Below are 22,402 nucleotides of genomic sequence, written 5' to 3'. Positions count from 1 at the left end.
GTTATTGTCCCTCCTTTTTCTTACGTAACTTTTGTAAACCTACGCGAATAATATAGCCTGATGCTACGAAGAAGATAATTAATGCGATAATAATCGACACAATTTCCTCTGGGATACCTGCAGCATTTGGCATATTTAGTGCACCGTATTTTAGTGAACCAAACAATGACGCTCCGAATATGACTCCAAGTGGCGTGTTCGCACCAAGTAAGGCAACCGCAATCCCGTCAAAACCTATACCTGTGAAGCCTGATTGTATCGCTGCATTTTGGAATGTACCAAGTGCTTCCATTGCCCCACCAAGACCTGCAAACATACCTGAAATTGTCATCGCTAAAATAATGTTTTTATTGACGCTCATACCTGAATATTCAGCTGCATGTTGATTGAAACCAACAGCTTTTAATTCATAACCACGTGTTGTTTTTTCTAAAATGAACCACATTACTGCTACCATAATTAGCGCAACAATGATTCCATAGTGAAGGCTTGAATTATCTGTAAGCTCTCTTAAAAACGGAGAACGTAGTGAAGCTGTCTCATGAATACGTTCTGTTTTAAAGCTGCCGTCTGACAATTCTTTAATCACAGCGTTCGTAATGTAAAGCGCTGTGTAGTTTAACATAATTGTCGCAATTACTTCATGCACTTTAAATTTCGCTTTTAAGAAACCTGCAATAAAGGCCCATATTGCACCTGCCGCCGCAGCTGCAAATAATGCTAAAGGTAAGTGTATAATTTTAGGTAGTTCAAATGCATACCCTACCCATGCAGCTGCTAGCCAACCCATAATTAGCTGACCTTCAACCCCGATGTTGAATAATCCTGTTCTGAAAGCAAATGCTACTGCTAGACCAGCCAAAATATATGGTGTAATTTGGCGGATTGTGTTCCCGATTGAATATGAATCTCCAAAAATACCTGTCCATAATGCTAGATAACCCTCCACAGGGTCATAACCACTGACTAACATAACGATAGCTCCAACAATCAGACCGATAATAATGGAGATGATAGGAACGAGTATATTAATGACACGATTCGACATTAGCCGTTCCCCTCCTTCGATAATTTCGCGTTTCCTTTTTTACTTTGCCCAGCCATTAATAAACCAAGCTCTTGCTCTGTTGTTTCTTTTGGATTTAACTCGTCTACGATTTGACCATCATAAATAACTGCAATTCGGTCAGAAACGTTCATAACTTCATCTAACTCAAATGAAATCAACAGGACCGCTTTTCCATTATCTCGTTGTTCGATTAATCTTGAGTGAATGAATTCAATCGCCCCTACGTCAAGACCGCGTGTAGGCAGAGCTGCAATCAATAAATCTGGGTTACGATCAATTTCACGACCGATAATAGCCTTTTGTTGGTTACCACCTGATAGGGCACGAGCTGGTGTCATTTCACCATTCCCAGTACGCACATCAAATTCTTCAATGATATGACGAGCTTTTTCTGATATTTTCTTGTAATCCATGACAAAGCCTTTTGCGATTGGTGATTGGTAATACGTTTGAAGGACAATATTGTGACCAATTGGGAAATCAAGTACAAGACCATGCTTATGACGGTCTTGTGGGATATGCCCAACGCCTTCTTCTGTAATTTTTCGCGGTTTCATGTTTGTGACATCTTTACCGTTCAACTTCACAGTACCACTTTTTACTTTTCTAAGACCTGTAATCGCCTCGATTAATTCTGTTTGACCATTTCCATCGATACCGGCAATACCAACAATTTCGCCTCTGCGAACGTTTAAGTTCAAACCTTTCACTTTATCAATGTTACGGTAATCCGTCACAACTAAACTTTCGACTGACAATACTTCCTCTGTTGGATGTGCTTCTGTTTTAACTGTTTTGAACTCCACTTGACGTCCAACCATTAATTCGGCTAATTGGTCAGGATTTGTTTCAGCCGTCACGACTGTTCCAACGCCTTCCCCTTTACGAATGATTGTCACACGATCCGATACTTCCATGATTTCTTTTAATTTATGCGTAATTAGCACAATTGACTTTCCTTCAGCGATCAGACGTTTCATGATTTGGATTAACTCCGAAATCTCTTGTGGTGTTAATGAGGCAGTCGGTTCGTCAAAGATTAAAATTTCCGCACCACGATAAAGCGTTTTCAAAATCTCTACCCGTTGTTGCATTCCAACTGTGATGTCTTCAATTTTTGCATATGGATCTACATCAAGCCCATACTTTTCTGAAAGCTCCGCTACTTTCTTTGCCGCATCTTTAATGTTGACGACACCCATTTTTGTAGGCTCTGAGCCTAAAATGATGTTTTCTGTCACTGTGAAGTTTTCCACAAGCATAAAGTGCTGATGCACCATCCCAATCCCTAAATCATTGGCAACATTCGGGTCAGTTATTTTCACAGCCTTCCCTCGAACACGAATTTCGCCGCCTTCTGGTTGATATAAACCAAAAAGTACGTTCATCAAAGTCGATTTCCCAGCACCGTTTTCTCCTAACAGCGCGTGGATTTCGCCCTTCTTTAGCTGGAGGGTGATGTTATTATTAGCTACGAAATCACCGAATTCTTTACGGATTCCAAGCATCTCAATCACGTATTCCAATATATTCACTCCCTTAGGCACTATTTGTAATAAAAAATTAATACATGAAAAGTCATCGTTAGAAACCTTTCATCTACTAACTTGCTCTTTCTTTATCTTAAACTTACGATATTTTCATATAAAACTGCTTCTATATGTATTTGACAAGTCAAACTCGTCTACATTATATATACACAGATAATTATAAATTATCTGAAAATAACGATAGATTAGAAAAATCATCATAAGGGTCTTAGGGAAGGCCCTTATGATGATTAAGAGATGAATTATTTTCCCACTTTTTCAGGAACTACGATTTCACCGCTAACAATTTTTTCTTTATATTCATCAATTACTGCTTGAACATCTTCTGGGATCGCACCACGAGAATCAGCCAGTTTTACACCATCTTCAGCTAAACCATAAGTTAGTGTTTCTCCACCAGGGAATTTACCATTTTTCGCTTTGTTAGAAATTTCTATTACTGCAGTATTAACACCTTTTAACATTGACGTTAACGTAACATTTGTAGTATCATCTACTTTTCCTTCTTCATATTGGTCAGCGTCAACACCGATTACCCATACATTTGCATTCGGGTCTTTTTTCTTACGTTCTTTTGCTTCAGAAAATACACCGTTACCAGTTTGACCTGCAGCATGGAAGATAACGTCTGCACCTGAAGAGTACATGCTATTCGCTGTGATTTTTCCTAAATCAGCTTTATCAAAAAAACCTGTGTATTTACGTTGAATTTTAATGTCTGGATTAACAGCTTTAGCACCTTCAACGAAACCAGCTTCAAAACGATTGATTACTGGAATATCGCCTCCACCTACGAAGCCAATAATTCCTGATTTAGACATTTTTGCAGCAGCAACACCTGCTAAGAATGCGCCTTCTTGCTCTTTAAACTTTACAGAAACAACGTTATCAGCTTTTACTTCATGATCAATTAATGCAAATTTAGCTTCTGGATTATCTAAAGCTATAGCTTCAATAGCATCAGCCATCATATAGCCAACACCAAAAATTAAGTTAAAGTCACGACGTAATAATGCGTTTAAGTTTGGATCATAGTCAGCGTGATCTTTTGATTGTAAGTAGGCAAAACCACCGTTACCTTCTGTTAGACCGTGTTCTTTACCGTAAGCTTTGACACCTTCCCATGCAGATTGATTGAATGATTTATCGTCGATACCACCAACATCTGTTACCATTGCAATTGAGAATGCATCTTCATTACTTGTTTCGCCCGATGAAGCGTTTTCGTTTTCTTTTTTAGGTTCTTCATCTTTCGTACCACAAGCACCTAAAATAGCGCCTGCAGCTAATACTGATGATAATACTAAACCAAATTTACGTTTTCTCATTTTTGGTCCCCCCAAAAGATATTGTAATTAGCAGGAAATTCTTTAGAAATGTTCTACACCCGTTTTCGTACTACATGAAAGCTGAATTTATCAGCTCGGAAATAATTTTTCGAATAGAGCACTACTTGATCGTGATCATCGTAATGCAATTGTGTTAATACTAAAAGTGCCGTCTCACGTCCACAATTTAAAATCGGTGATGCTTGCTCATGATACCCTACTGGATCTATGTAGGTCACAGCATATTCAACGTGAATTTTGCCCGATTGTTCAAGTGCAGAAAAAAGTGAAACTTCTTTATTGTTTACAAAGTCAGTAGGCAGGGATTTCGCTGGAAGCTTATCAATACAATAAACTACTGGCTCATCGTCCGCTGTTCTGACACGTTCAATCGTGAGTATTTTATCTTCATCATCACATTGGAAGCGTTTTATTTCTTCTTCAGAAGGTACGGACTCAGTTGCTTTTAAAAAGCGTGAGCCCGGTTCCATACCTGCCATTTCAATCATTGAAGAAATGCTTGATAAATGTTCAATGCCGGATGTAAACAATGGCTTAGGATTAACAAAAGTCCCTACCCCATGTCGACGTACTATGACATTTTCCTCTTCCAACAATCGAAGCGCCTCTCTTAGCGTCGCCCGACTGACTCCAAGTGATTTTGATAATTCAAATTCAGAAGGTAATTTTTCATTTTCTTTGAAAATACCCGCTTCTATATCCGATTTCAAACGATCAATTACTTGAAGATAGAGATGACGATGATCAGTTTTAATAGTCACTTACAATCACCACCAAACTTAGAGATCAGACATCTGATGTACAACATTCCTACTAATCGTTCATTAATATAACATTTTTAAATAGTTAAATAAATAGTTTTGCTTAAATCTGTTGTAGAATAGACATTTATTTTCATTCATTTCGAAAAATTCATCAAAATACTATCACTTTTTATAAATGGATTTTTTAATGATCATACTCATGTACCAATACTTGTCGAGGTTTACTACCTTCTGGTGGTCCAACAATTCCGCGCTGTTCCATCTGATCAACGATTCGAGCCGCACGGGAATAGCCAATTCGGAAACGTCTTTGTAACATCGATACCGATGCGGTTTGCATACTGACTACTAATTGCACAGCTTCATCAAATAGATCATCTGTTTCTTCTAATATTTCTGGTTCCTCTGTCGGTATCATTTCTTCTTGATATTGAACTTTCTGCTGTTCTATAACAAAATCAACTATCGCTTCAACTTCTCCATCCGACAAAAATGCTCCTTGTACTCGCGTTGGCTTCGAAGCACCTGCTGGTAAAAACAACATGTCACCTCGTCCAAGAAGTCGCTCTGCTCCGCCCATATCTAAAATTGTCCTGGAGTCGATTGCAGATGAAACCGCAAAAGCAATCCGTGAAGGAATATTTGCCTTTATGACACCTGTAATCACATCTACACTCGGTCGCTGCGTCGCAATAATTAAGTGAATGCCTGCCGCACGAGCCATTTGTGCTAAGCGGGTTATGGAGTCCTCTACATCACTTGACGCAACCATCATCAAATCTGCCAATTCATCTACGATAACTACTATATATGGTAGTTTTGGATGTTTCTCTGCTGATTCCTCATTGACTCTCCTCACATGGGCATTATAACCTTCAATATTTCTTGTCCCTGTATGCGAGAATAAGTCATAGCGTCGTTCCATTTCAGACACGACTTTTTTGAGTGCCTGTGAGGCTTTTCTAGCATCTGTCACAACTGGCGCAAGTAAATGTGGAATACCATTGTAAACATTTAGCTCGACCATTTTCGGGTCAATCATCATGAGTTTTACTTCATGTGGCTTTGTACGCATTAGTATTGATACAACAATTCCGTTTATACATACGCTTTTCCCACTACCTGTAGAACCGGCCACAAGTAAATGGGGCATTTTATTGAGCTCAGCTAGTACGGCTTGTCCCGTTATATCTCGACCCAACGCTACCTGCAACAATGCATTTTGCTTCACGCCTTCTTTTGATTCTAATACTTCTCTTAATGTCACAATGGCCACTTCACTATTTGGCACTTCAATACCAATCGCAGATTTCCCTGGAATAGGCGCCTCCATACGAATATCTTTTGCAGCTAGTGCTAACGCTAAGTCATCTTGCAAGTTCACTATTTTACTTACTTTCACACCGATATCTGGCAGTATTTCATATTTCGTTACTGCTGGTCCTAAGTGAACTTCCGTAACCTTCGCTTTTACACCAAAACTTTGTAATGTTTGCTCTAGCTTTTTCGCATTTGCTTGAATAACAGAATATTCACCACTCTGATCGTGCTGTGGTGGTAATTGTAAAAGATTAAATGTAGGAAGTTGATAATCTGCATTTTCGACCGTTGTCGTGCTCTCAATGTGTACATCATCTGTTAACTCTACTTCTTCCATTTCCCCGCTTGGTGAATTAGTAAACGTTTCTTCATATTGATGTGTAACATTTTGTGTAAATGCAGAAATTATCGGTTCATACGACTCCTCTTCCTGTTGGGTGGGGATAGTATCACTGTCTGCAGCAACTTCATCTGCTCCATCTACTCTTGAACGACGACTACTTTTTGGTTTTTTCGGATTACTTTTTTTCTTTTCTTGTCGCTTTTTTTGCCACTTTCCAAATAGAGTGGGCGTTTTTTCAACTAGGAACGGTACAAGTGCTTTTCCAGTTACTAAAATTAAGCCGATAAATAAAACTACCCATGCGACGACCTTTGCGCCAGTTGCTTCAAATAATACATGGAGTGCACTAAAGAGTAAAGCTCCTAGCATCCCGCCTCCAAGCATATTGCTACGGCCGACTACTCCTTCCGCTTCAATTAAAATACGCCACGATTCTCTCAGGACCGATTCAGATAAAAGACCGCTCGATTTTGATAATTGTTCAAATAGGATGCTATGACTAAAAATCGTTAAACTGCTAACAATCAACATCATACCGACAATAAGTCGATCTCTTAATGACACCTTTTTACGTCCAATCATCAATAACACAGCGATGAAAATTAACATAAACGGAACGGCAAAATGTAAATTGCCCAAAAGGAACATCGCCATCGTTTGTAAAATACGCCCAATCATTCCATATTCAAAAATCATAATAATTGCAGCGGCAATAAAGACTACCCCTAAAATTTCGTACATAAGTGGGTGCATTTCTTTTTTATCACTAGTTGATTTTGCTTTATTTGTGCTCTTCCTTTTGCTACTAGCCATCTCTTCACCTTCTTTTGCAATCCATTCTTATATATGTAGCGAATAATAACATGTAGAACCGTTTTCTTTCAAAAAAAAGGACTTTCTACCGTAACTCTCGGTTAGAAAATCCTTTTTCATGCATTGCTTCACCACTACGGGCGTTTGGAGCTTTTCCTTTAATATTCCATAATGATTGGGATAATCATTGGACGGCGCTTTGTTTTTTGGAATAAATACGTATTTAATGTATCACGAATTTCTTGTTTAATGTTTGTCCATTCAAACGTGTCTTTACCTACGTATTTTTCAATAACTGTTTTTGCGATTTCTGACGCTTCAGTCATTAACGCTTCTGATTCACGTACATATACGAAACCACGAGATAAAATCTCTGGACCTGAGGCAATTTTCTTTTGTGCACGATTTAATGTCACAACGACAATGAAAATACCATCTTGAGATAATAGTTTTCTGTCACGTAACACAATATTACCTACATCGCCAACTCCAATACCATCAATTAAGATGTTACCAGCTTGTACACGACCACTCATACGCATTTTTCCGTTTTTGTATTCGACGATATCGCCCTTATCAGCGATGAAAATTTGAGATTTTTGCATTCCAAGTTGCTGAGCAAGCTTAGAGTGCGCAATCAGCATACGATATTCACCTTGTACAGGAACAAAATATTTCGGTTGCATTAAGTTTAACATTAATTTCAAATCTTCTTGACTACCATGCCCTGAAACATGGACATTTTTGCTTGAAGTTAAAATTTCAGCTCCTGCTTTTGCAAGCTGATTCATCGTATTCGCCATTTGTACTTCCATACCTGGCGACGGTGTAAATGTAATAAGCACTGTATCATCTTTTTTCACTTTAATATCACGATGATGTTTACGCACGATTTTTTCCAGTGCATCAAGTGGTTCACCTTTGTTACCTGTCGCGATAATAATGATTTCATCTTCTTGATATTTATGCATATCTGAAATTGAGATAATCGAATCTTCTTCTACTGATAAGTAGCCTAGTTGCACACCTAAATCAACTGCTTTTTCTAAAGGTTTCCCTACAATTGCTACTTTACGGAATGAATTTTGCGCTTGTGTAAACACTTGTTGAATTCGAATAAAGTTCGATGCATATACAGCTACTAAAATACGCCCTGGTGCGGAATGGAATGTTTTTGATAATTGTTCTTCAATAACAGTTTCAGATGTTGTATGACCTGGACGCTCTGCTTCGCATGACTCAGATAGTAAAATGAACACGCCATCTTCACCTAATTGCGCCATTTTCGCTAAATCCGGTTTGAATTTACCTGTAGCTGATTGGTCAAATTTGAATTCGCCTGTATGCACTATCGCACCCTCAGAAGTATGGAACACAACCCCTAATGCGTCGGGAATACTATGTGTTGTATGGAAGAATGTCACATACGTCGAGTTGAAATTCATACGGCTTCGATTTGTTACTTCAAAGAATTTTACCTGATGTGGTGCAGGTAATTCTTTTAAATGTTCTTTTGCAAGTGCAATTGTCAACTTCGATCCATACACTGGCGCTTTAATTTTTTGTAAAACATATGCAATTGAACCAATTGCATCTTCATGTCCATGTGTTAAGAAAATCCCTTTCACACGCTCTTTATTTTCTTCTAGGTACGTAATATCAGGAATCACGATGTCTATACCAAGCATTTCGTCTTCTGGGAACATTAAACCACTATCCACAACGAAGAGCTCTTCATCGATTTCTACAACGTACATTGCTTTTCCGATTTCGCCCACACCACCAAGTGGAATGATACGAATCATTTCATTTTTCTTTTTTGTCAATTTATTTCCTCCTAAAAAATATCCCGAACAGCAACCACTTATTTTTCATTATACGGTTTGGAAAGCTTTTGCACAAATTAAAAATACATGTTTCACGTTGGAAACATGTATTTTATTTCATCTACTGCTATTTTGTTGTAGATTCTATGTAGAAATATCTCTCGATACGTTGCCGAGATCTAGTATATGTTTGAATTTGCCTGCAAACGGAGCTTTCCCTTACGTTCCGGATCACTGCTCTCTCCAAAGGAGCATTCCTTGTCATTTTGAGTCATTTTTCTCGCCAACAACTAACAAAAGCGGAGTTGATAGTAATCAACCCCGCCCATACACTATCTATAATTCTTCGCCTTCTCTTGGTACGTATCCCAAATTTGGTCGAAATTAGATTTTTCTTCATCTGTCATTTCTACCATTGGTAGGCGAACATTTAATGTATCAAAGCCTAGCTTTGTCATCGCATATTTAATTGGCGATGGATTTGGCTGTGCAAATAATGCACGTACAAGTGGTAGTAATGCACGGTGGATTTTTGCTGCTAGCTCATGATTACCTTCATTAAATGCTTTAATCATTAACTGCATGTCATTACCGACAACATGGGAAGCTACTGAAATGATACCAGCACCACCAATCGCTAGTAATGGTAATGTTAATCCATCATCACCGCTATACACTAAGAAATCATCTGCATCGTCAACATTCTCAATAATATCGCCCATTTGATCCAAATTACCACTTGCCTCTTTAATCCATGCGATATTCGGAATTTTACTTAACGCAACAGATGTTTCATACGTTACGTTAATACCTGTGCGTCCTGGAACATTGTACAGCATTACTGGAAGCTTTGTTTCTTTTGCAATCTTTTCAAAGTGAGCATAAATCCCACGTTGGTTTGGCTTATTATAATACGGAGCTACAAGCATAATACCATTAGCACCGTTTTCTTCAGCTTTATGTGTCATGGCAATCGAATAAGCCGTTTCATTATCACCTGTTCCAGCGATTACTGGTACACGACCTGCCGCTTTTTCAACTGTGAAACGAACAACCTCGATTTTCTCTTCTGTTGTCATTGTTGGGTTTTCAGATGTTGTACCACAAGCAACGATACAATCCGTACCGTTATTAATTAAGTGATTAATAATTCGTTCAAGTTCTGGATAATTTATCGTACCATCTTCTTTAAACGGCGTAATCATTGCCGTTCCAATTCGACCTATATTCATCCTTACACCCCTCTTATAGTAAGTTATCCTCAAGCATTGCTTCTGCAATTTGAATAGAATTTAGTGCGGCACCTTTTAATAGATTGTCAGATACGATCCATAGATGGAAGCCCTTTTTATTATCTAAATCTTGTCGAATACGGCCTACAAATGTAGCGTCTTGCCCTTCAGCGTAAATTGGCATAGGGTAAGTTTGTGTTGCGATATCATCTTCTAACACAATACCAGGTGCATTGCGTAATACATCAGATATCTCTTGTACTGTCGATTCTTTCTCTAGTTCAATATAAACAGATTCAGAGTGTCCTGAAACGACTGGTACACGTACACAAGTTGCTGCTACTGAAAGTTCAGGTGCGTGCATAATTTTCTTCGTTTCGTTGATCATTTTCATTTCTTCATATGTAAATCCATTATCTGTGAACTTGTCAATTTGCGGAATGACATTACGAGCGATTGGATAGTGACGTTCGTCGCTTCCACAAGGTAGAATGTTTGCTTCTACGTTTTTACCTGCATCCCAGTTTCCACTTTGTGTTTTTAATTCTTCTATTGCAGAAATACCTGCGCCTGAAACAGCTTGGTATGTGGATACCAATACTTTAGTTAATCCAAATGCTGCACGAATTGGCTCAAGTGCAGCAACCATTTGGATTGTTGAACAGTTTGGATTAGCAATAATCCCTTTATGTTTTGCAAGATCTTCGCGGTTTACTTCAGGTACTACAAGCGGTACATCCGGATCCATACGGAAATGACTCGTATTATCGATAACAACTGCCCCTCGTTTTGCTGCTTCCGGTGCAAGTACTGCTGATACTGAACCACCTGCAGAAAATAATGCAACATTTACACCTTCAAAAGCTTCTGGTGTTGCTTCTTCTATTGTATATGTCTGACCATTAAATTCGATTGGTTTACCTGCTGAACGAGCAGAAGCTAAAAACTTAATATTTCCGATAGGGAACTTACGCTTTATTAACTGCTCCATCATTTTTGAACCTACTGCACCTGTTGCACCTACAACGGCAACTGTTAACTGCTTTGTCATCTGGCATCTCTCCTTGAATACAAGTTGTATAATGTGTGCTATTGTATCACAAAAATACTGAGAATTGTGTGTAATAGTGGAATTATTTGAAATATTGTATCAACATCGGCTGTAATTGCTTTTTATGCGTAATTGCTGCATGAACGGTCTCTACCATTTGATTGAAATCAGAAATTAATGAGTTCGGCTTACCTTCAGGAGAATCTTGCCCAAACGGAATGAAATAAATGTTCTTTGAATTAATAAGCTTCATAATATTTTGCCCATTTAAACCAAGTGCATCATTTGTAGAGATGCCTAATACTACAGGCGAACCATTGCGTAACGTTGCTTTTGCTGCCATTAACACCGGACTATCAGTTGCAGCATTCGCAAATTTGCTGATGCTATTGCCTGTCATCGGCGCAATGACCATTGCATCTAGTGGATTTGATGGTCCAAACGGCTCCGCTTCTTTAATGGAAGAAACGACCTTCTCACCCGTCAATGCCTCTATTTTTGCAATCCATTCCTCACCTGTCCCAAAACGTGTTGCTGCATGTAAAACCGAATGCGTAATAATCGGTATAACCGTTGCACCAGCATCGATGAAATTTTGAATTTTAGGCACAACATCTTCATACGTACAATGTGAAGCCGTAATGCCTAAACCAATCCGTTTCCCCGTTAGCAATTTTCTTCCTCCTCTATTGCCTTGCACAAAATCTCAGCCGCATCATGCGCAAAGTATTTCCCAGGTAATGACGGCAATAGTACATATGTCTGCAACTGTTCAGAGTCTATATCTAAACAACCAGGTTCTGATGCTAAGTCATACATTACAGCGGGTACATGCTCTTCAAACGATTCTGTTACCCACTTAGCCGGAATCGTATTAATAAAGATGCTGTCATGAATGGACCACTTACGATCATCTAAATTTGTCGCTTTATAGCCATATGCCTTCGCCTCGCTCACTTGGACAACAGAGCGAGCAACAATATGAACATTAGCGCCCATCTTCACGAGTAAAGAAGCGAGCATTTTTGCGATACGGCCGAAGCCTGCGATTGTAAAGTTTTGTCCGTAAATACACTTTTGCTCGAGCCCGTAAAACGTGGCGATAAATCCCTCCGCTGTCAATCGCGCATTTTGCCAAATAAACGATTCTTGTTGTAAATAATTAGTCGTTTGATTCTTTTCTAATAATTGCTTCCAATGCATTGTAAGTCTTCCTGTATAGAACTTTACTCTTGATATTCCGTATAACTGCTCGACTTCTATTTTTAACGGAAGTATCGGTAAAATTATTTTATTTGGCTGGAATTCCAGCACGAGTTTATTTAATTCTTCATTCCACACGGTTGTTCTTTTATAGAACACAGTACGTGAAGGACTTCGCAGCATTGTCGCTAATTCCTTAAGCCTCGAGTCTTCTCCAATTACAAGCCATTTCTCGTTTTCCAAATGCTCACCTCAATCTAAAAATTCTGACTGAACCGTAGTTGTCTTATTGAACAATATTCGATCTTCACCAATTAAAATAATTTCTTGCCACGGAATCATTTCGCTAACTTTCATTTTCTTTTTTTGGAATGGGCCTTTTTCTTTCAAAATTTCAAAACCATGAATTTTTCCAGTTTGCACATCTAATAGACATTCTGTATGAGCCAGGATGCCAAAGTGTACGCCACCTTCTACTTGAATTAATTCTTTATCCACCATTTCTGATAGTAACATGCCTCATCTCCCTCCTTGAGCCGTTACCCCAATATATGCCACCTTTTTGCAATTCGTGCCCAACTTTAGAATGACATATTACTTGTATTATTCTCACCAACTGTGTATAGTGTGTATATACAATTATTATTTGTGAGGTGAATATTTTATAATGTATATCCATTTAAGCAATGCCAGCGATAAACCGATCTACGAGCAAATTACCACGCAAATAAAAGAAGCGATTTTAGCGAATAAATTGCTGGCAGGCGATGCACTTCCTTCTATTCGTTCACTTGCAAAAGAGTTGAAAATTAGCGTCATGACTACTAAGAGAGCCTATGCTGATTTAGAACGAGATGGCTTTATTGAAACTGTTGCAGGAAAAGGGAGTTTCGTGACAGAACGCAATCAGGATTTTTTACGGGAAGAATTACTACGACAGATTGAGGAACATTTGCAAAAGGCAGTAAAAACAGCGAAAACTGCTGGAATCGCAAAAGAGGAATTACAGGAGTTATTATCATTGATGTTAGAGGAGGAATAATAAATGAACGCCATTGAAATTCACGATTTACATAAAACTTTCGACGGTTTTTCACTCAAAGATGTTAGCTTTTCTTTACCACAGGGAACAGTAATGGGTTTTGTCGGTGAAAACGGTGCAGGCAAATCAACGACCATTAAATGTGTGCTCAATTTACTAAAGAAGAAACGTGGAGAAATCTTACTATTTGGTAAAAATCACATCAAACATGAACTTGAGGTGAAAAGTGAAATTGGTGTTGTCTTCGATGATTTACATGTACCAGAAGTGTTAAATGCCACGCAGCTCGATAAATTTATGGCAAAGGTTTTTAAGAATTGGGATTCTGTATACTATTTTGAACGCCTTAATCAATTTAAAGTGCCGACAAAGAAAAAAGTAAAAGAACTATCACGTGGGATGAAAATGAAGCTATCTATAGCACTGGCACTGGCACACCATCCAAAGCTCCTCATTTTAGATGAGCCGACAAGTGGGTTAGATCCCATTATTCGTGATGAAATTCTCGACCTATTTTTAGAATTTATGCAAGATGAAACACATAGTATCTTATTCTCTTCACATATTACGAGTGATTTAGAGAAGATTGCAGATTATATAACATTTATCCATAATGGCGAAATTTTATTTAGTGAGAGTAAGGATGTATTACTGTATGAGTACGGTATTTTTAAAGGGTCAAGAGAATCTGCAGAAGCATTGCCAGAACATGCCGTAATTGGCTGGCGTGAATCTACTTTCGGCCTTGAGCTCCTAGTGAAAAAAAACGAAGTAAGCAACGCGTTTATGTTAAGTAAGCCTTCCATTGAGGAGATTATGCTATTTTATGTAAAGGGTGGTGGTGCAAAATGATGGCTCTTGTTTTAAAAGATTTAATGACGATTCAGCGTCAACTAAAGGCACAGTCTTTTTTTCTTATCATCATTTTATTCATTGCGGCTTTTATGCAACAAGGACCCATACTCTTTGCTTTCATTACATTTATAGCGGCGACGCAAGCAATTACCGCGTTAACTTATGATGAGTTATGCAATTGGGATAAGTTCGCAAATACTTTACCAATTACTAAAAGTGATATCGTGCTTAGTAAGTACTTGCTCGGCATTGCCCTTATGCTCATAGGTTTAACGATCGCTCTTCCTTTTGCCTTTCTAATTAGTTATATTGCTGATAAAGGGGAAACGATCAATTTCTTCCTAACTTTCAGTCTAATTGTCACAGCAGCTTTTTGTTTGCTGGCACTATTGCTACCAATTTACATTAAATTCGGCTCCGTTAAAGGCCGAATGGTGCTCATTGCTGCTTGTTTCGTACCAGGTTTTTTAGTTGGGCTACTGGAAGATCATATTGCACAGTTTTTACCAAAATTTTTGGAATTGCAAAACCTCAGCTTTTTCGCACCTATTGCAGGGCTAGTTATTTTATGGCTATCATCTCTAATCTCAACTGCTATTTACGAAAAAAAAGATTTTTAGGAGGATTAGTGATGGAAACGACTACTTTCATCACTAATCCGAAAGACCGCAAAAAAATAGGTTGCCAATGGCAACCTATTTCAGACTGTAGACAAAGTCGATTTTTTCGACTTTGTCTATTATTTTTAAATTGAGCGGCTATAAGCACAATTCTTTTTAGATTTTCCAAACCCTTTATTTTCAAGGGGGCGGAAAAACGTTTGAACATAGAAAACTAAAATTAAATGCCCACATATGATAACTTTTTGATACGAATTTAGTTTGTCGACACTCTGAAATAGGTTGCCAATGGCAACCTATTTTTTATCAATCACTACATGTGTTAACGTATCTTCTGCAAAATCAATGTCAAATGCTTTTCCAAATCCTACAACATAGCGTCCTTTTAATGGTGTTAGCTCAAATAATGAAAAATCAAGTGTACGTAATAGTTTCATCATGTTTGCTGTATGTACCTCATCAAATGCTGCATATACTTCTTCATGCCCTTCATTGCCTAAATTTTTAGGCTTACATTGCCAACGTGCACGTTCTGTCGCAAAATGATTTTGTGTCACGGCTTGATCTGCTACACACAATACATCTACAACTTGTGCTTGATCAAGCAACAGATGATGTTCAGCAATGCGACTAACATATACATAAAACTTACCATTTACTTGTACAAAAGCTGCTGAACTACTAAATGGCATTCCTTCTTTATCTACAAAGCTAAGCACAAAGCTCTTTCTCCCTTGAATAAATGCCTCATAATCTTTTCTAATTTGTTCAATATCAATTGTTTTTTGCATAGTTAAGCTCCTAACATTTCACTGTATTTTTTAATTGAATTCGTGGCGCAGTATCCCACGTAACGTGCTGAATTTCTGCTTCCATTTTATAAATGGACTGTATCATATACTCTGTCATAACATCATCAGGCGTACCAATTTGTGCACGATGTCCATCTTTTACAACGACAATTCGGTCACTATAACTTGAAGCTTGATTTAAATCATGGAGCACCATAACAACAGTCATCCCCGTATCGCGGTTAAGTTCGCGAACCAGTTCTAACACCTCATGTTGATGTGCAATATCTAAATAGGTTGTCGGTTCATCTAATAACAATATTTGTGGTTTCTGAGCTAATGCCATCGCAATCCAGGCACGCTGTGATTCCCCACCTGATAATGCAGCAATCGATTGATCTTTATACTTAGTCAGTTGCGTTTTTTCAAGTGCCCAGTCAACTATCGCATAATCATCTTCATCTAAACGCTCAAACCACTTCTTATGAGGATAACGACCATATGATACTAAATTACGCACGGTAATATCTGAAGGTGCTTGATTACGCTGACTTAAAATACACATTTTCTTGGCAATTTCCTTTGACGATAATTTCCGCATATTTTCTCCGTCAAATGTAACAGTACCTGCACTATATGGCAGCATGCGTGCAACTGCTTTTAAAATCGTGGACTTACCTGAGCCATTTGGTCCGATAATCGATAATACTTCACCTTTTTTGACATCAAATGAAAAATCATGGACAACTTCTTTTTGCTCGTAACGAACCGATAGCTGTTCAATTTTTAACATTAAAACGCCTTCTTTCTCATTAAGTATAAAAAGTACGGCCCACCAATGACTGCCATTAATATCCCCGCTGGAATATCAAGCGGTGCAAACAAAGTACGACCACCTGTATCGGCAATTAATAAGATGATTGCCCCCATTGCCATACTCATCGGTAACATATATTTATAATCCGAGCCGACTAGTAAACGTGCCATATGTGGAACAATTAAACCGACAAAACCAATCATGCCAATAGCTGCTACAGAAATAGCTGCTAAAAATACGGCTAAAATAGACAGCATGATACGTATGCGTGTCACATTTTCACCTAAGTTCGTTGCAACTTGGTCACCTAAACGAATGATGTTCGCTTTGCGAATCGCAAAAATTGATAAAATCCAACCGATAATGGCATACACATAGATCATTTGTAATGAAGCATGCCCCTTTGCAGCTAAACTGCCATTCAACCATTGCACTGCCGATGGTAAACGGTCACTATATAAGATAGATAAGAAGCCAATAACCCCGCCACATAAGGCATTAACGGCCACCCCAGATAAAATAATGGCAATTGGTGAAATGCCTGTACGGCGCCAAGCAAGAGCGTATACAATACTGGCTGCTATTAATCCACCTACGAATGCAGCTACTGGGATTAAATGTGTATATTCCGGATTTGCCAGCATAATGAGTAACACACAAGCTGCAGCACCACTCGTCACACCAGTTAACCCAGGATCGGCAAGTGGATTGCCCATTACTGCTTGTAACAGGGCTCCTGAAATGGCTATGTTTGCACCAATAATGAGTGCTAATAGAACACGAGGCAAGCGAATATCCCAAATTATCGTTGTATAGACACCTTCCTCACGACCATTAAAAATCGTTTTTAAAATATCGGGAATTGAAATGTGCACACTGCCTAATCCCATTGCTACAATCGCTGCAATAATCGCCAGCACAAACGTTATAATGACAATTGTGCGACTTCTTGTTGTACTTATCATGTGAAGCTCCTCATTTTATATCAATTTCGCCTCAGCGTAATTGCGTCCGGATTTTAATTATACCTACATAATTAACTCCTCTCAAAATCCGTGACATCCGCCGGAGGCTTAACTTTAATCATTCTATGTTCAAACATCTCTGCATTAAAGCTAAAACTTTTATTTTTCTATTTACGTATATAGGAGAAGATAACTACTGATTAACGTTAAAGAAATAATCTGAAATTGTTGTTAATGCTGTATCGACATTCGCAATTGACGTTACGCCAAAGGTACTGTAGTCTAGCATATAAATTTTATCGTTTTTGTACGCTGATAATTGTATCCAAGCGCTATTTTTTTCAACTTCTTGTTTAAATTTATCTTCATTTGCTCCGTGATCTCCTGACGCTAAAACAAAGATCATGTCTGGATCTGTAGCAACAATTTGTTCTAAGTTAATCGCTGAATACGTTGATTCCGTTTTTAAAGCTGACTTTGCAATATTATCTGCACCAAGTCGCTCTACTAAGCTTCCTAGATAAGATTTATCATTCATAACCATAAACGAATCAGATGTACCCATTACCAACATAACAGATGGTAATTCTTTTCCTTGCGCAAGTTTTTCTAACTCCTGTTCTTTCGCTACAATATTTTTCAATACTTCATTCATTTTTTCTTCTTTTCCAAAGTATGTACCTAGTACTTTAAAGCTTAGTTTTAAATCTTCATATGACTCTGTTGGTAAATATGCTGTTTTTAAATTCATTCCTACTAATGCCTTATCAAGTGTATCTTGTAAAGCGGATGCACCAACAATTAATTCTGTTTGTAAGCTTGAAATTACTTCTAAATCTGGTGCCATCGGTGAACCAATACGCGTAATTGCATCAAAGTCAGTTGGAATCGGATTTGTAGATGTAGGTACGCCTACAGGTACAATGTCAAGTAAGTGAAGCATCTCTGTTAAAGGAACAGAAGTTGTAACAATTTTGTCCGGTACCATTTCTGGGAACGATGCTAATAATTCTTGGAACTTGTCTTCGTTAACACCATCTTCAAATTCACCTGCTACAACAGGATCTTTTGCTGCTTGTTCCTGAGATTCAACTTCAACTGAATCCTTATTCTTTACTTCTTGTTCTGTACAACCAAACAGCGCTAATGATAACGCTAGTAAACCTACACCCGCAAACTTCTTCATTAATAGTAACCCCCGATTAAATGATAATGATTTTCAATATCGTTTATACTATCAGAGTTTATTGAGAAAGACAATAGCTAATTGAGAAGGATTTTCGTAAAAAAAGGATTATTCACGTGAATATCCGTGAATAATCCCTTAAAAGTTATAATTTTGGTCCAATAATCGAAATCGCTGGTTCGGCTTTTAAAATTTTCGCAATAAGACGATCTACAGATTCCATTGAAATGGCATCTATAGCTTCTAAAATCTCATCTACTGATCGATGTTTGCGATGTACAAGTTCGTTCGTACCATTACGATTCATTCGTGAGCCTGTTCCTTCTAAACCAAGTACAAAGCTTCCTTTTAGCTGCTCCTTGGCATTATCAAGCTCTTCTTCCGTCACACCGCCTGCTACGATGTCTAAAAGTGTTGCATCAATAGTATGTTGTAACTGTGGTAATTGCTCACGACTCGTACTGCCATAAATCGTAAATGCGCCCACATCTGCATAGCAAGATTGGTACGAGAAGATGCTATAAGCTAGGCCGCGCTCCTCACGTACTTCCTGGAACAGACGAGAGCTCATATTTCCACCAATAATATTATTTAGTGCTATAAAGCTATACATATCTAGATCCTTCACACCAATTGCTGGGTAAGAAATAGCTAGGTGTGCTTGCTCCGTATCACGTAGCTTCACAATTTCACCTGGATTGAATTCTGGCGTCGTTAACACAGGCTCTATTGCTAAAGGTGACCCCTCATACTGCCCAAATAGTTGCTCAATTGTTGTCAGTAGCTCTGTTGAAATATTACCCGCAACTGAGATAACTACCGACTTCGGTCCATAATGTTTTGCCATATATGTACGAATTGTCTCGGCTGTAAATGTTTTTAACGTTTCTGCTGTACCCAAAATTGGACGGCCTAGCGCATCGTTTGGATACATTACTTGCCAAAGCTTTTCATGGACGTCATCGTCTGGTGCATCTTCGCTCATTAAAATTTCTTCTAGCACGACTTGGCGTTCCTTCTCTAATTCGTCCTTTGCAAATGTAGAGTGAAAGAACATGTCTGCTAAAATCGTAATTGCTAGTTCAGCATGATGATCTAGTACTTTTGCGTAATAGCATGTGTTTTCCTTTGATGTAAAGGCATTTAACTCGCCACCTATACGGTCAAACGCTTCAGCAATTTGGCGTGCAGAACGTGTTGCTGTCCCTTTAAAAAGCATATGCTCGATGAAATGTGTAATCCCGTTTTCTTCTGGTAATTCGTAGCGTGAGCCTGCATCCACAAAAATCCCAAGTGTTACTGATCGTACATGGTCAATTTGTTCGGATACAATGCGCACACCATTTTGACATGTGTGTACTTGTACCAAATAACTCCCTCTTTCCATAAAAAAAGGCTGCGTATAAAGCGCAGCCTTTTTGTTTATACTTAATTATTTTTCTTGCTCAGCGCGTTCTTTTTCTTCTTTCACGACTACCTTACGAGAGATATTGACACGACCTTGCTTGTCGATTTCAATAACTTTCACTAACAGTTGATCGCCAAGTTTTAGCACGTCTTCAACTTGTTTTGTGCGCTCTTCTTGGATTTCTGAGATGTGTAATAAGCCATCTTTACCAGGGAAGATTTCACAGAATGCACCGAACTTCTCGATACGTTTAACCGTTGATAAGTAATACTCGCCAACTTTTGCTTCACGTACGATGTCTTCGATGATTTGTTTAGCACGAGCGTTCATTTCTTCATTTGCAGAAGAGATGTAAATTGTACCATCTTGCTCTGTATCAATTTTCACGCCAGTTTCTTCAATGATTTTGTTAATTTGTTTACCACCTGGTCCGATAACGTCACGGATTTTGTCAGGATTAATTTTAACAATAACAATTTTTGGTGCGTACGTAGATAATTTCTCACGTGGCTGTGCTAATGTTGCTAGCATAGATTCTAGAATGTGCATACGACCAATTTTCGCTTGTGTTAATGCTTCTTCTAAAATGTTACGTGATAAACCATCAATTTTAATGTCCATTTGAAGTGCTGTTACACCTTTAGCTGTACCTGCCACTTTAAAGTCCATATCACCAAGATGGTCTTCCATACCTTGGATATCTGTTAAGATTGAGTAATGTTCGCCTTTTTTAATAAGACCCATTGCGATACCTGCAACTGGTGCTTTTAATGGAACACCTGCATCCATCATTGCTAGCGTAGATGCACAGATTGACGCTTGAGAAGTTGAACCATTTGACTCAAGTACTTCAGATACACAACGGATTGTGTAAGGGAATGCATTTTCATCTGGTAAAACTGCTAATAATGCGCGCTCACCTAAAGCACCGTGACCAATTTCACGACGACCTGGTCCACGAATTGGGCCAGTTTCCCCTACTGAGAATTGAGGGAAGTTGTAATGGTGCATGAAACGTTTAGATTCTTCAATACCTAAACCGTCAATAATTTGTACATCACCTAATGCGCCCAGTGTACAAATTGAAAGGGCTTGAGTTTGTCCACGTGTGAAAAGTGCCGAACCGTGTGTACGTTGTAGTAAACCAGTTTCAGAAGAAAGTGCACGAATTTCGTCTAATTTACGACCATCAGGACGAATTTTATCTTCTGTAATTTGACGACGCACTTCGTCTTTCACCATTTTATCTAAAATCGTGTGTACTTGTTTCATCGTTACATCATCAGCTTCTTGTTCTTCATACGAAGCAACAATACGTTCTTTTACAGCTTGAATCGCTTCTTCACGTGCATGCTTTTCAACTGTTTGAATCGCATCATGCATTTCTGTTTCACATGCCGCTTTAATATCAGCTTGAATCGCTTCATCGATTTCGAATAAAGTAATTTCTTTTTTCGCTTTACCAACTTCCGCTACGATCTGCTCTTGGAAAGCGATAATCTTTTTAATTTCTTCATGACCAAACATAATTGCTTCAAGCATCGTTTCTTCTGGAACTTCTAAAGCGCCTGCTTCAACCATGTTGATTGCATCTTTATTCCCAGCTACTGTTAATTGAATAGTTGAATGTTGAGACTGTTCTACAGTTGGGTTCACTACGAACTCACCATCGATATAGCCAACCTGAACACCTGCAATTGGTTCATCAAACGGAATATCCGAAATAGCTAATGCTAAAGATGAACCGACCATTGCAGCCATTTCTGATGAACAATCTGAATCATTTGACATTACCATAGATATAACTTGTACTTCATTACGGAAACCATCTGGGAACATTGGACGAATTGGACGGTCAATTAAACGGCTCGTTAAAATCGCATTCTCAGAAGGACGGCCTTCACGTTTGATAAAGCCACCAGGAATTTTACCCGCCGCATATAAACGTTCTTCGTAGTTTACTGTTAATGGGAAGAAATCTAATGGTTTTGGTGATTTTGACATTGTCGCTGTTGCTAATACTGAAGTATCACCATAGCGTACTAATGCTGCACCGTTTGCTTGTTTTGCTAACTGTCCTACTTCGATAACTAGTGGACGGCCAGCCCATTCGTATGAATAGACCTTTTTTTCGTTCATTCAATGAACCCCTCTCTATTATAAAAACACTTACTCATCTGTATGTATTAATAGTAAGT

The 22,402-nt window shown here is 38.4% G+C and carries 21 protein-coding genes; 4 read left to right on the top strand and 17 right to left on the bottom strand.

All coding sequences use genetic code 11. The features are described 5' to 3' along the window. Nucleotide 1: 1 nt before the first annotated feature. The 11 genes from ACIQZG_RS03585 to ACIQZG_RS03535 form a co-directional block, all read right to left on the bottom strand. Nucleotides 2-1,048, bottom strand: a complete 1,047-nt coding sequence (locus ACIQZG_RS03585; protein WP_402753794.1) for an ABC transporter permease — start codon at nucleotides 1,046-1,048, stop codon at nucleotides 2-4. Further along, entirely contained in the window at nucleotides 1,048-2,595 is a 1,548-nt protein-coding gene (locus ACIQZG_RS03580) for an ABC transporter ATP-binding protein (RefSeq protein ID WP_402753793.1), read from the bottom strand. Before ACIQZG_RS03580 ends, ACIQZG_RS03585 begins: the two co-directional genes overlap by 1 nt. Nucleotides 2,596-2,861: 266 nt before the next feature. Further along, nucleotides 2,862-3,947: a BMP family lipoprotein gene (locus ACIQZG_RS03575; RefSeq protein ID WP_402753792.1), complete on the bottom strand. Its 1,086-nt coding sequence runs from the start codon at nucleotides 3,945-3,947 to the stop codon at nucleotides 2,862-2,864. Between the two features lie 53 nt (nucleotides 3,948-4,000). Beyond that, nucleotides 4,001-4,729: a GntR family transcriptional regulator gene (locus ACIQZG_RS03570; RefSeq protein ID WP_402753791.1), complete on the bottom strand. Its 729-nt coding sequence runs from the start codon at nucleotides 4,727-4,729 to the stop codon at nucleotides 4,001-4,003. Between the two features lie 187 nt (nucleotides 4,730-4,916). Beyond that, a complete protein-coding gene (locus ACIQZG_RS03565) occupies nucleotides 4,917-7,208 on the bottom strand; it encodes an FtsK/SpoIIIE family DNA translocase (protein WP_402753790.1) in 2,292 nt (763 codons plus the stop codon). A gap of 158 nt (nucleotides 7,209-7,366) precedes the next feature. Next, a complete protein-coding gene (locus tag ACIQZG_RS03560) occupies nucleotides 7,367-9,034 on the bottom strand; it encodes a ribonuclease J (protein ID WP_402753789.1) in 1,668 nt (555 codons plus the stop codon). Nucleotides 9,035-9,366: 332 nt separating this feature from the next. Then, nucleotides 9,367-10,266, bottom strand: coding sequence for a 4-hydroxy-tetrahydrodipicolinate synthase (gene dapA / locus ACIQZG_RS03555; RefSeq protein WP_402753788.1), 900 nt, complete (start codon nucleotides 10,264-10,266; stop codon nucleotides 9,367-9,369). Between the two features lie 13 nt (nucleotides 10,267-10,279). Next, nucleotides 10,280-11,317, bottom strand: coding sequence for an aspartate-semialdehyde dehydrogenase (locus tag ACIQZG_RS03550; protein WP_402753787.1), 1,038 nt, complete (start codon nucleotides 11,315-11,317; stop codon nucleotides 10,280-10,282). A gap of 82 nt (nucleotides 11,318-11,399) precedes the next feature. Continuing rightward, a complete protein-coding gene (locus tag ACIQZG_RS03545) occupies nucleotides 11,400-11,990 on the bottom strand; it encodes a dipicolinate synthase subunit B (protein WP_402753786.1) in 591 nt (196 codons plus the stop codon). After that, complete coding sequence (locus tag ACIQZG_RS03540) at nucleotides 11,984-12,763, bottom strand: NAD(P)-dependent oxidoreductase (RefSeq protein WP_402753785.1); 780 nt, start codon at nucleotides 12,761-12,763, stop codon at nucleotides 11,984-11,986. The genes ACIQZG_RS03545 and ACIQZG_RS03540 overlap by 7 nt, the downstream gene beginning before the upstream one ends. Nucleotides 12,764-12,772: 9 nt before the next feature. Beyond that, a complete protein-coding gene (locus ACIQZG_RS03535; RefSeq protein ID WP_402753784.1) occupies nucleotides 12,773-13,036 on the bottom strand; it encodes a YlmC/YmxH family sporulation protein in 264 nt (87 codons plus the stop codon). 151 nt (nucleotides 13,037-13,187) lie between these two features. On the opposite strand from ACIQZG_RS03535, the gene ACIQZG_RS03530 reads away from it, so the two are divergent. From ACIQZG_RS03530 to ACIQZG_RS03515, 4 genes are read left to right on the top strand one after another with little or no spacing between them, the layout of a single operon-like run. After that, on the top strand, nucleotides 13,188-13,562 hold the full coding sequence (locus tag ACIQZG_RS03530; protein WP_402753783.1) for a GntR family transcriptional regulator: 375 nt from the start codon (nucleotides 13,188-13,190) through the stop codon (nucleotides 13,560-13,562). A 3-nt stretch (nucleotides 13,563-13,565) separates the two neighbouring features. Continuing rightward, a complete protein-coding gene (locus ACIQZG_RS03525) occupies nucleotides 13,566-14,414 on the top strand; it encodes an ABC transporter ATP-binding protein (protein ID WP_402753782.1) in 849 nt (282 codons plus the stop codon). Next, the gene (locus ACIQZG_RS03520) at nucleotides 14,414-15,037 is read left to right on the top strand and encodes an ABC-2 transporter permease (protein ID WP_402753781.1); all 624 of its coding nucleotides are present in this window, start codon (nucleotides 14,414-14,416) and stop codon (nucleotides 15,035-15,037) included. Before ACIQZG_RS03525 ends, ACIQZG_RS03520 begins: the two co-directional genes overlap by 1 nt. An 11-nt stretch (nucleotides 15,038-15,048) precedes the next feature. Further along, nucleotides 15,049-15,171: a hypothetical protein gene (locus ACIQZG_RS03515; RefSeq protein WP_402753780.1), complete on the top strand. Its 123-nt coding sequence runs from the start codon at nucleotides 15,049-15,051 to the stop codon at nucleotides 15,169-15,171. A gap of 162 nt (nucleotides 15,172-15,333) precedes the next feature. On the opposite strand, the gene ACIQZG_RS03510 is transcribed toward ACIQZG_RS03515, so the two are convergent. The 6 genes from ACIQZG_RS03510 to pnp form a co-directional block, all read right to left on the bottom strand. Continuing rightward, on the bottom strand, nucleotides 15,334-15,828 hold the full coding sequence (locus ACIQZG_RS03510; protein WP_402753779.1) for a pyridoxamine 5'-phosphate oxidase family protein: 495 nt from the start codon (nucleotides 15,826-15,828) through the stop codon (nucleotides 15,334-15,336). Between the two features lie 10 nt (nucleotides 15,829-15,838). After that, on the bottom strand, nucleotides 15,839-16,621 hold the full coding sequence (locus ACIQZG_RS03505; protein ID WP_402753778.1) for an ABC transporter ATP-binding protein: 783 nt from the start codon (nucleotides 16,619-16,621) through the stop codon (nucleotides 15,839-15,841). After that, complete coding sequence (locus ACIQZG_RS03500) at nucleotides 16,621-17,610, bottom strand: FecCD family ABC transporter permease (protein ID WP_402753777.1); 990 nt, start codon at nucleotides 17,608-17,610, stop codon at nucleotides 16,621-16,623. The genes ACIQZG_RS03505 and ACIQZG_RS03500 overlap by 1 nt, the downstream gene beginning before the upstream one ends. A 193-nt stretch (nucleotides 17,611-17,803) precedes the next feature. After that, nucleotides 17,804-18,796 carry an ABC transporter substrate-binding protein gene (locus ACIQZG_RS03495; protein WP_402753776.1) on the bottom strand — a complete coding sequence of 331 codons (993 nt, stop codon included), beginning with the start codon at nucleotides 18,794-18,796 and terminating at the stop codon, nucleotides 17,804-17,806. A gap of 145 nt (nucleotides 18,797-18,941) precedes the next feature. Next, nucleotides 18,942-20,165, bottom strand: a complete 1,224-nt coding sequence (locus ACIQZG_RS03490) for a M16 family metallopeptidase (RefSeq protein WP_402753775.1) — start codon at nucleotides 20,163-20,165, stop codon at nucleotides 18,942-18,944. 63 nt (nucleotides 20,166-20,228) lie between these two features. Further along, nucleotides 20,229-22,343 carry a polyribonucleotide nucleotidyltransferase gene (gene pnp / locus ACIQZG_RS03485; RefSeq protein ID WP_402753774.1) on the bottom strand — a complete coding sequence of 705 codons (2,115 nt, stop codon included), beginning with the start codon at nucleotides 22,341-22,343 and terminating at the stop codon, nucleotides 20,229-20,231. Nucleotides 22,344-22,402 lie beyond the last annotated feature (59 nt).

This window comes from Lysinibacillus sp. NPDC096418 (assembly GCF_044762775.1).
Taxonomy (GTDB): Bacteria; Bacillota; Bacilli; order Bacillales_A; family Planococcaceae; genus Lysinibacillus.
The sequence above is the reverse complement of the archived record's forward strand: the minus strand, read 5'-3'. Positions and strand labels throughout refer to the sequence as shown.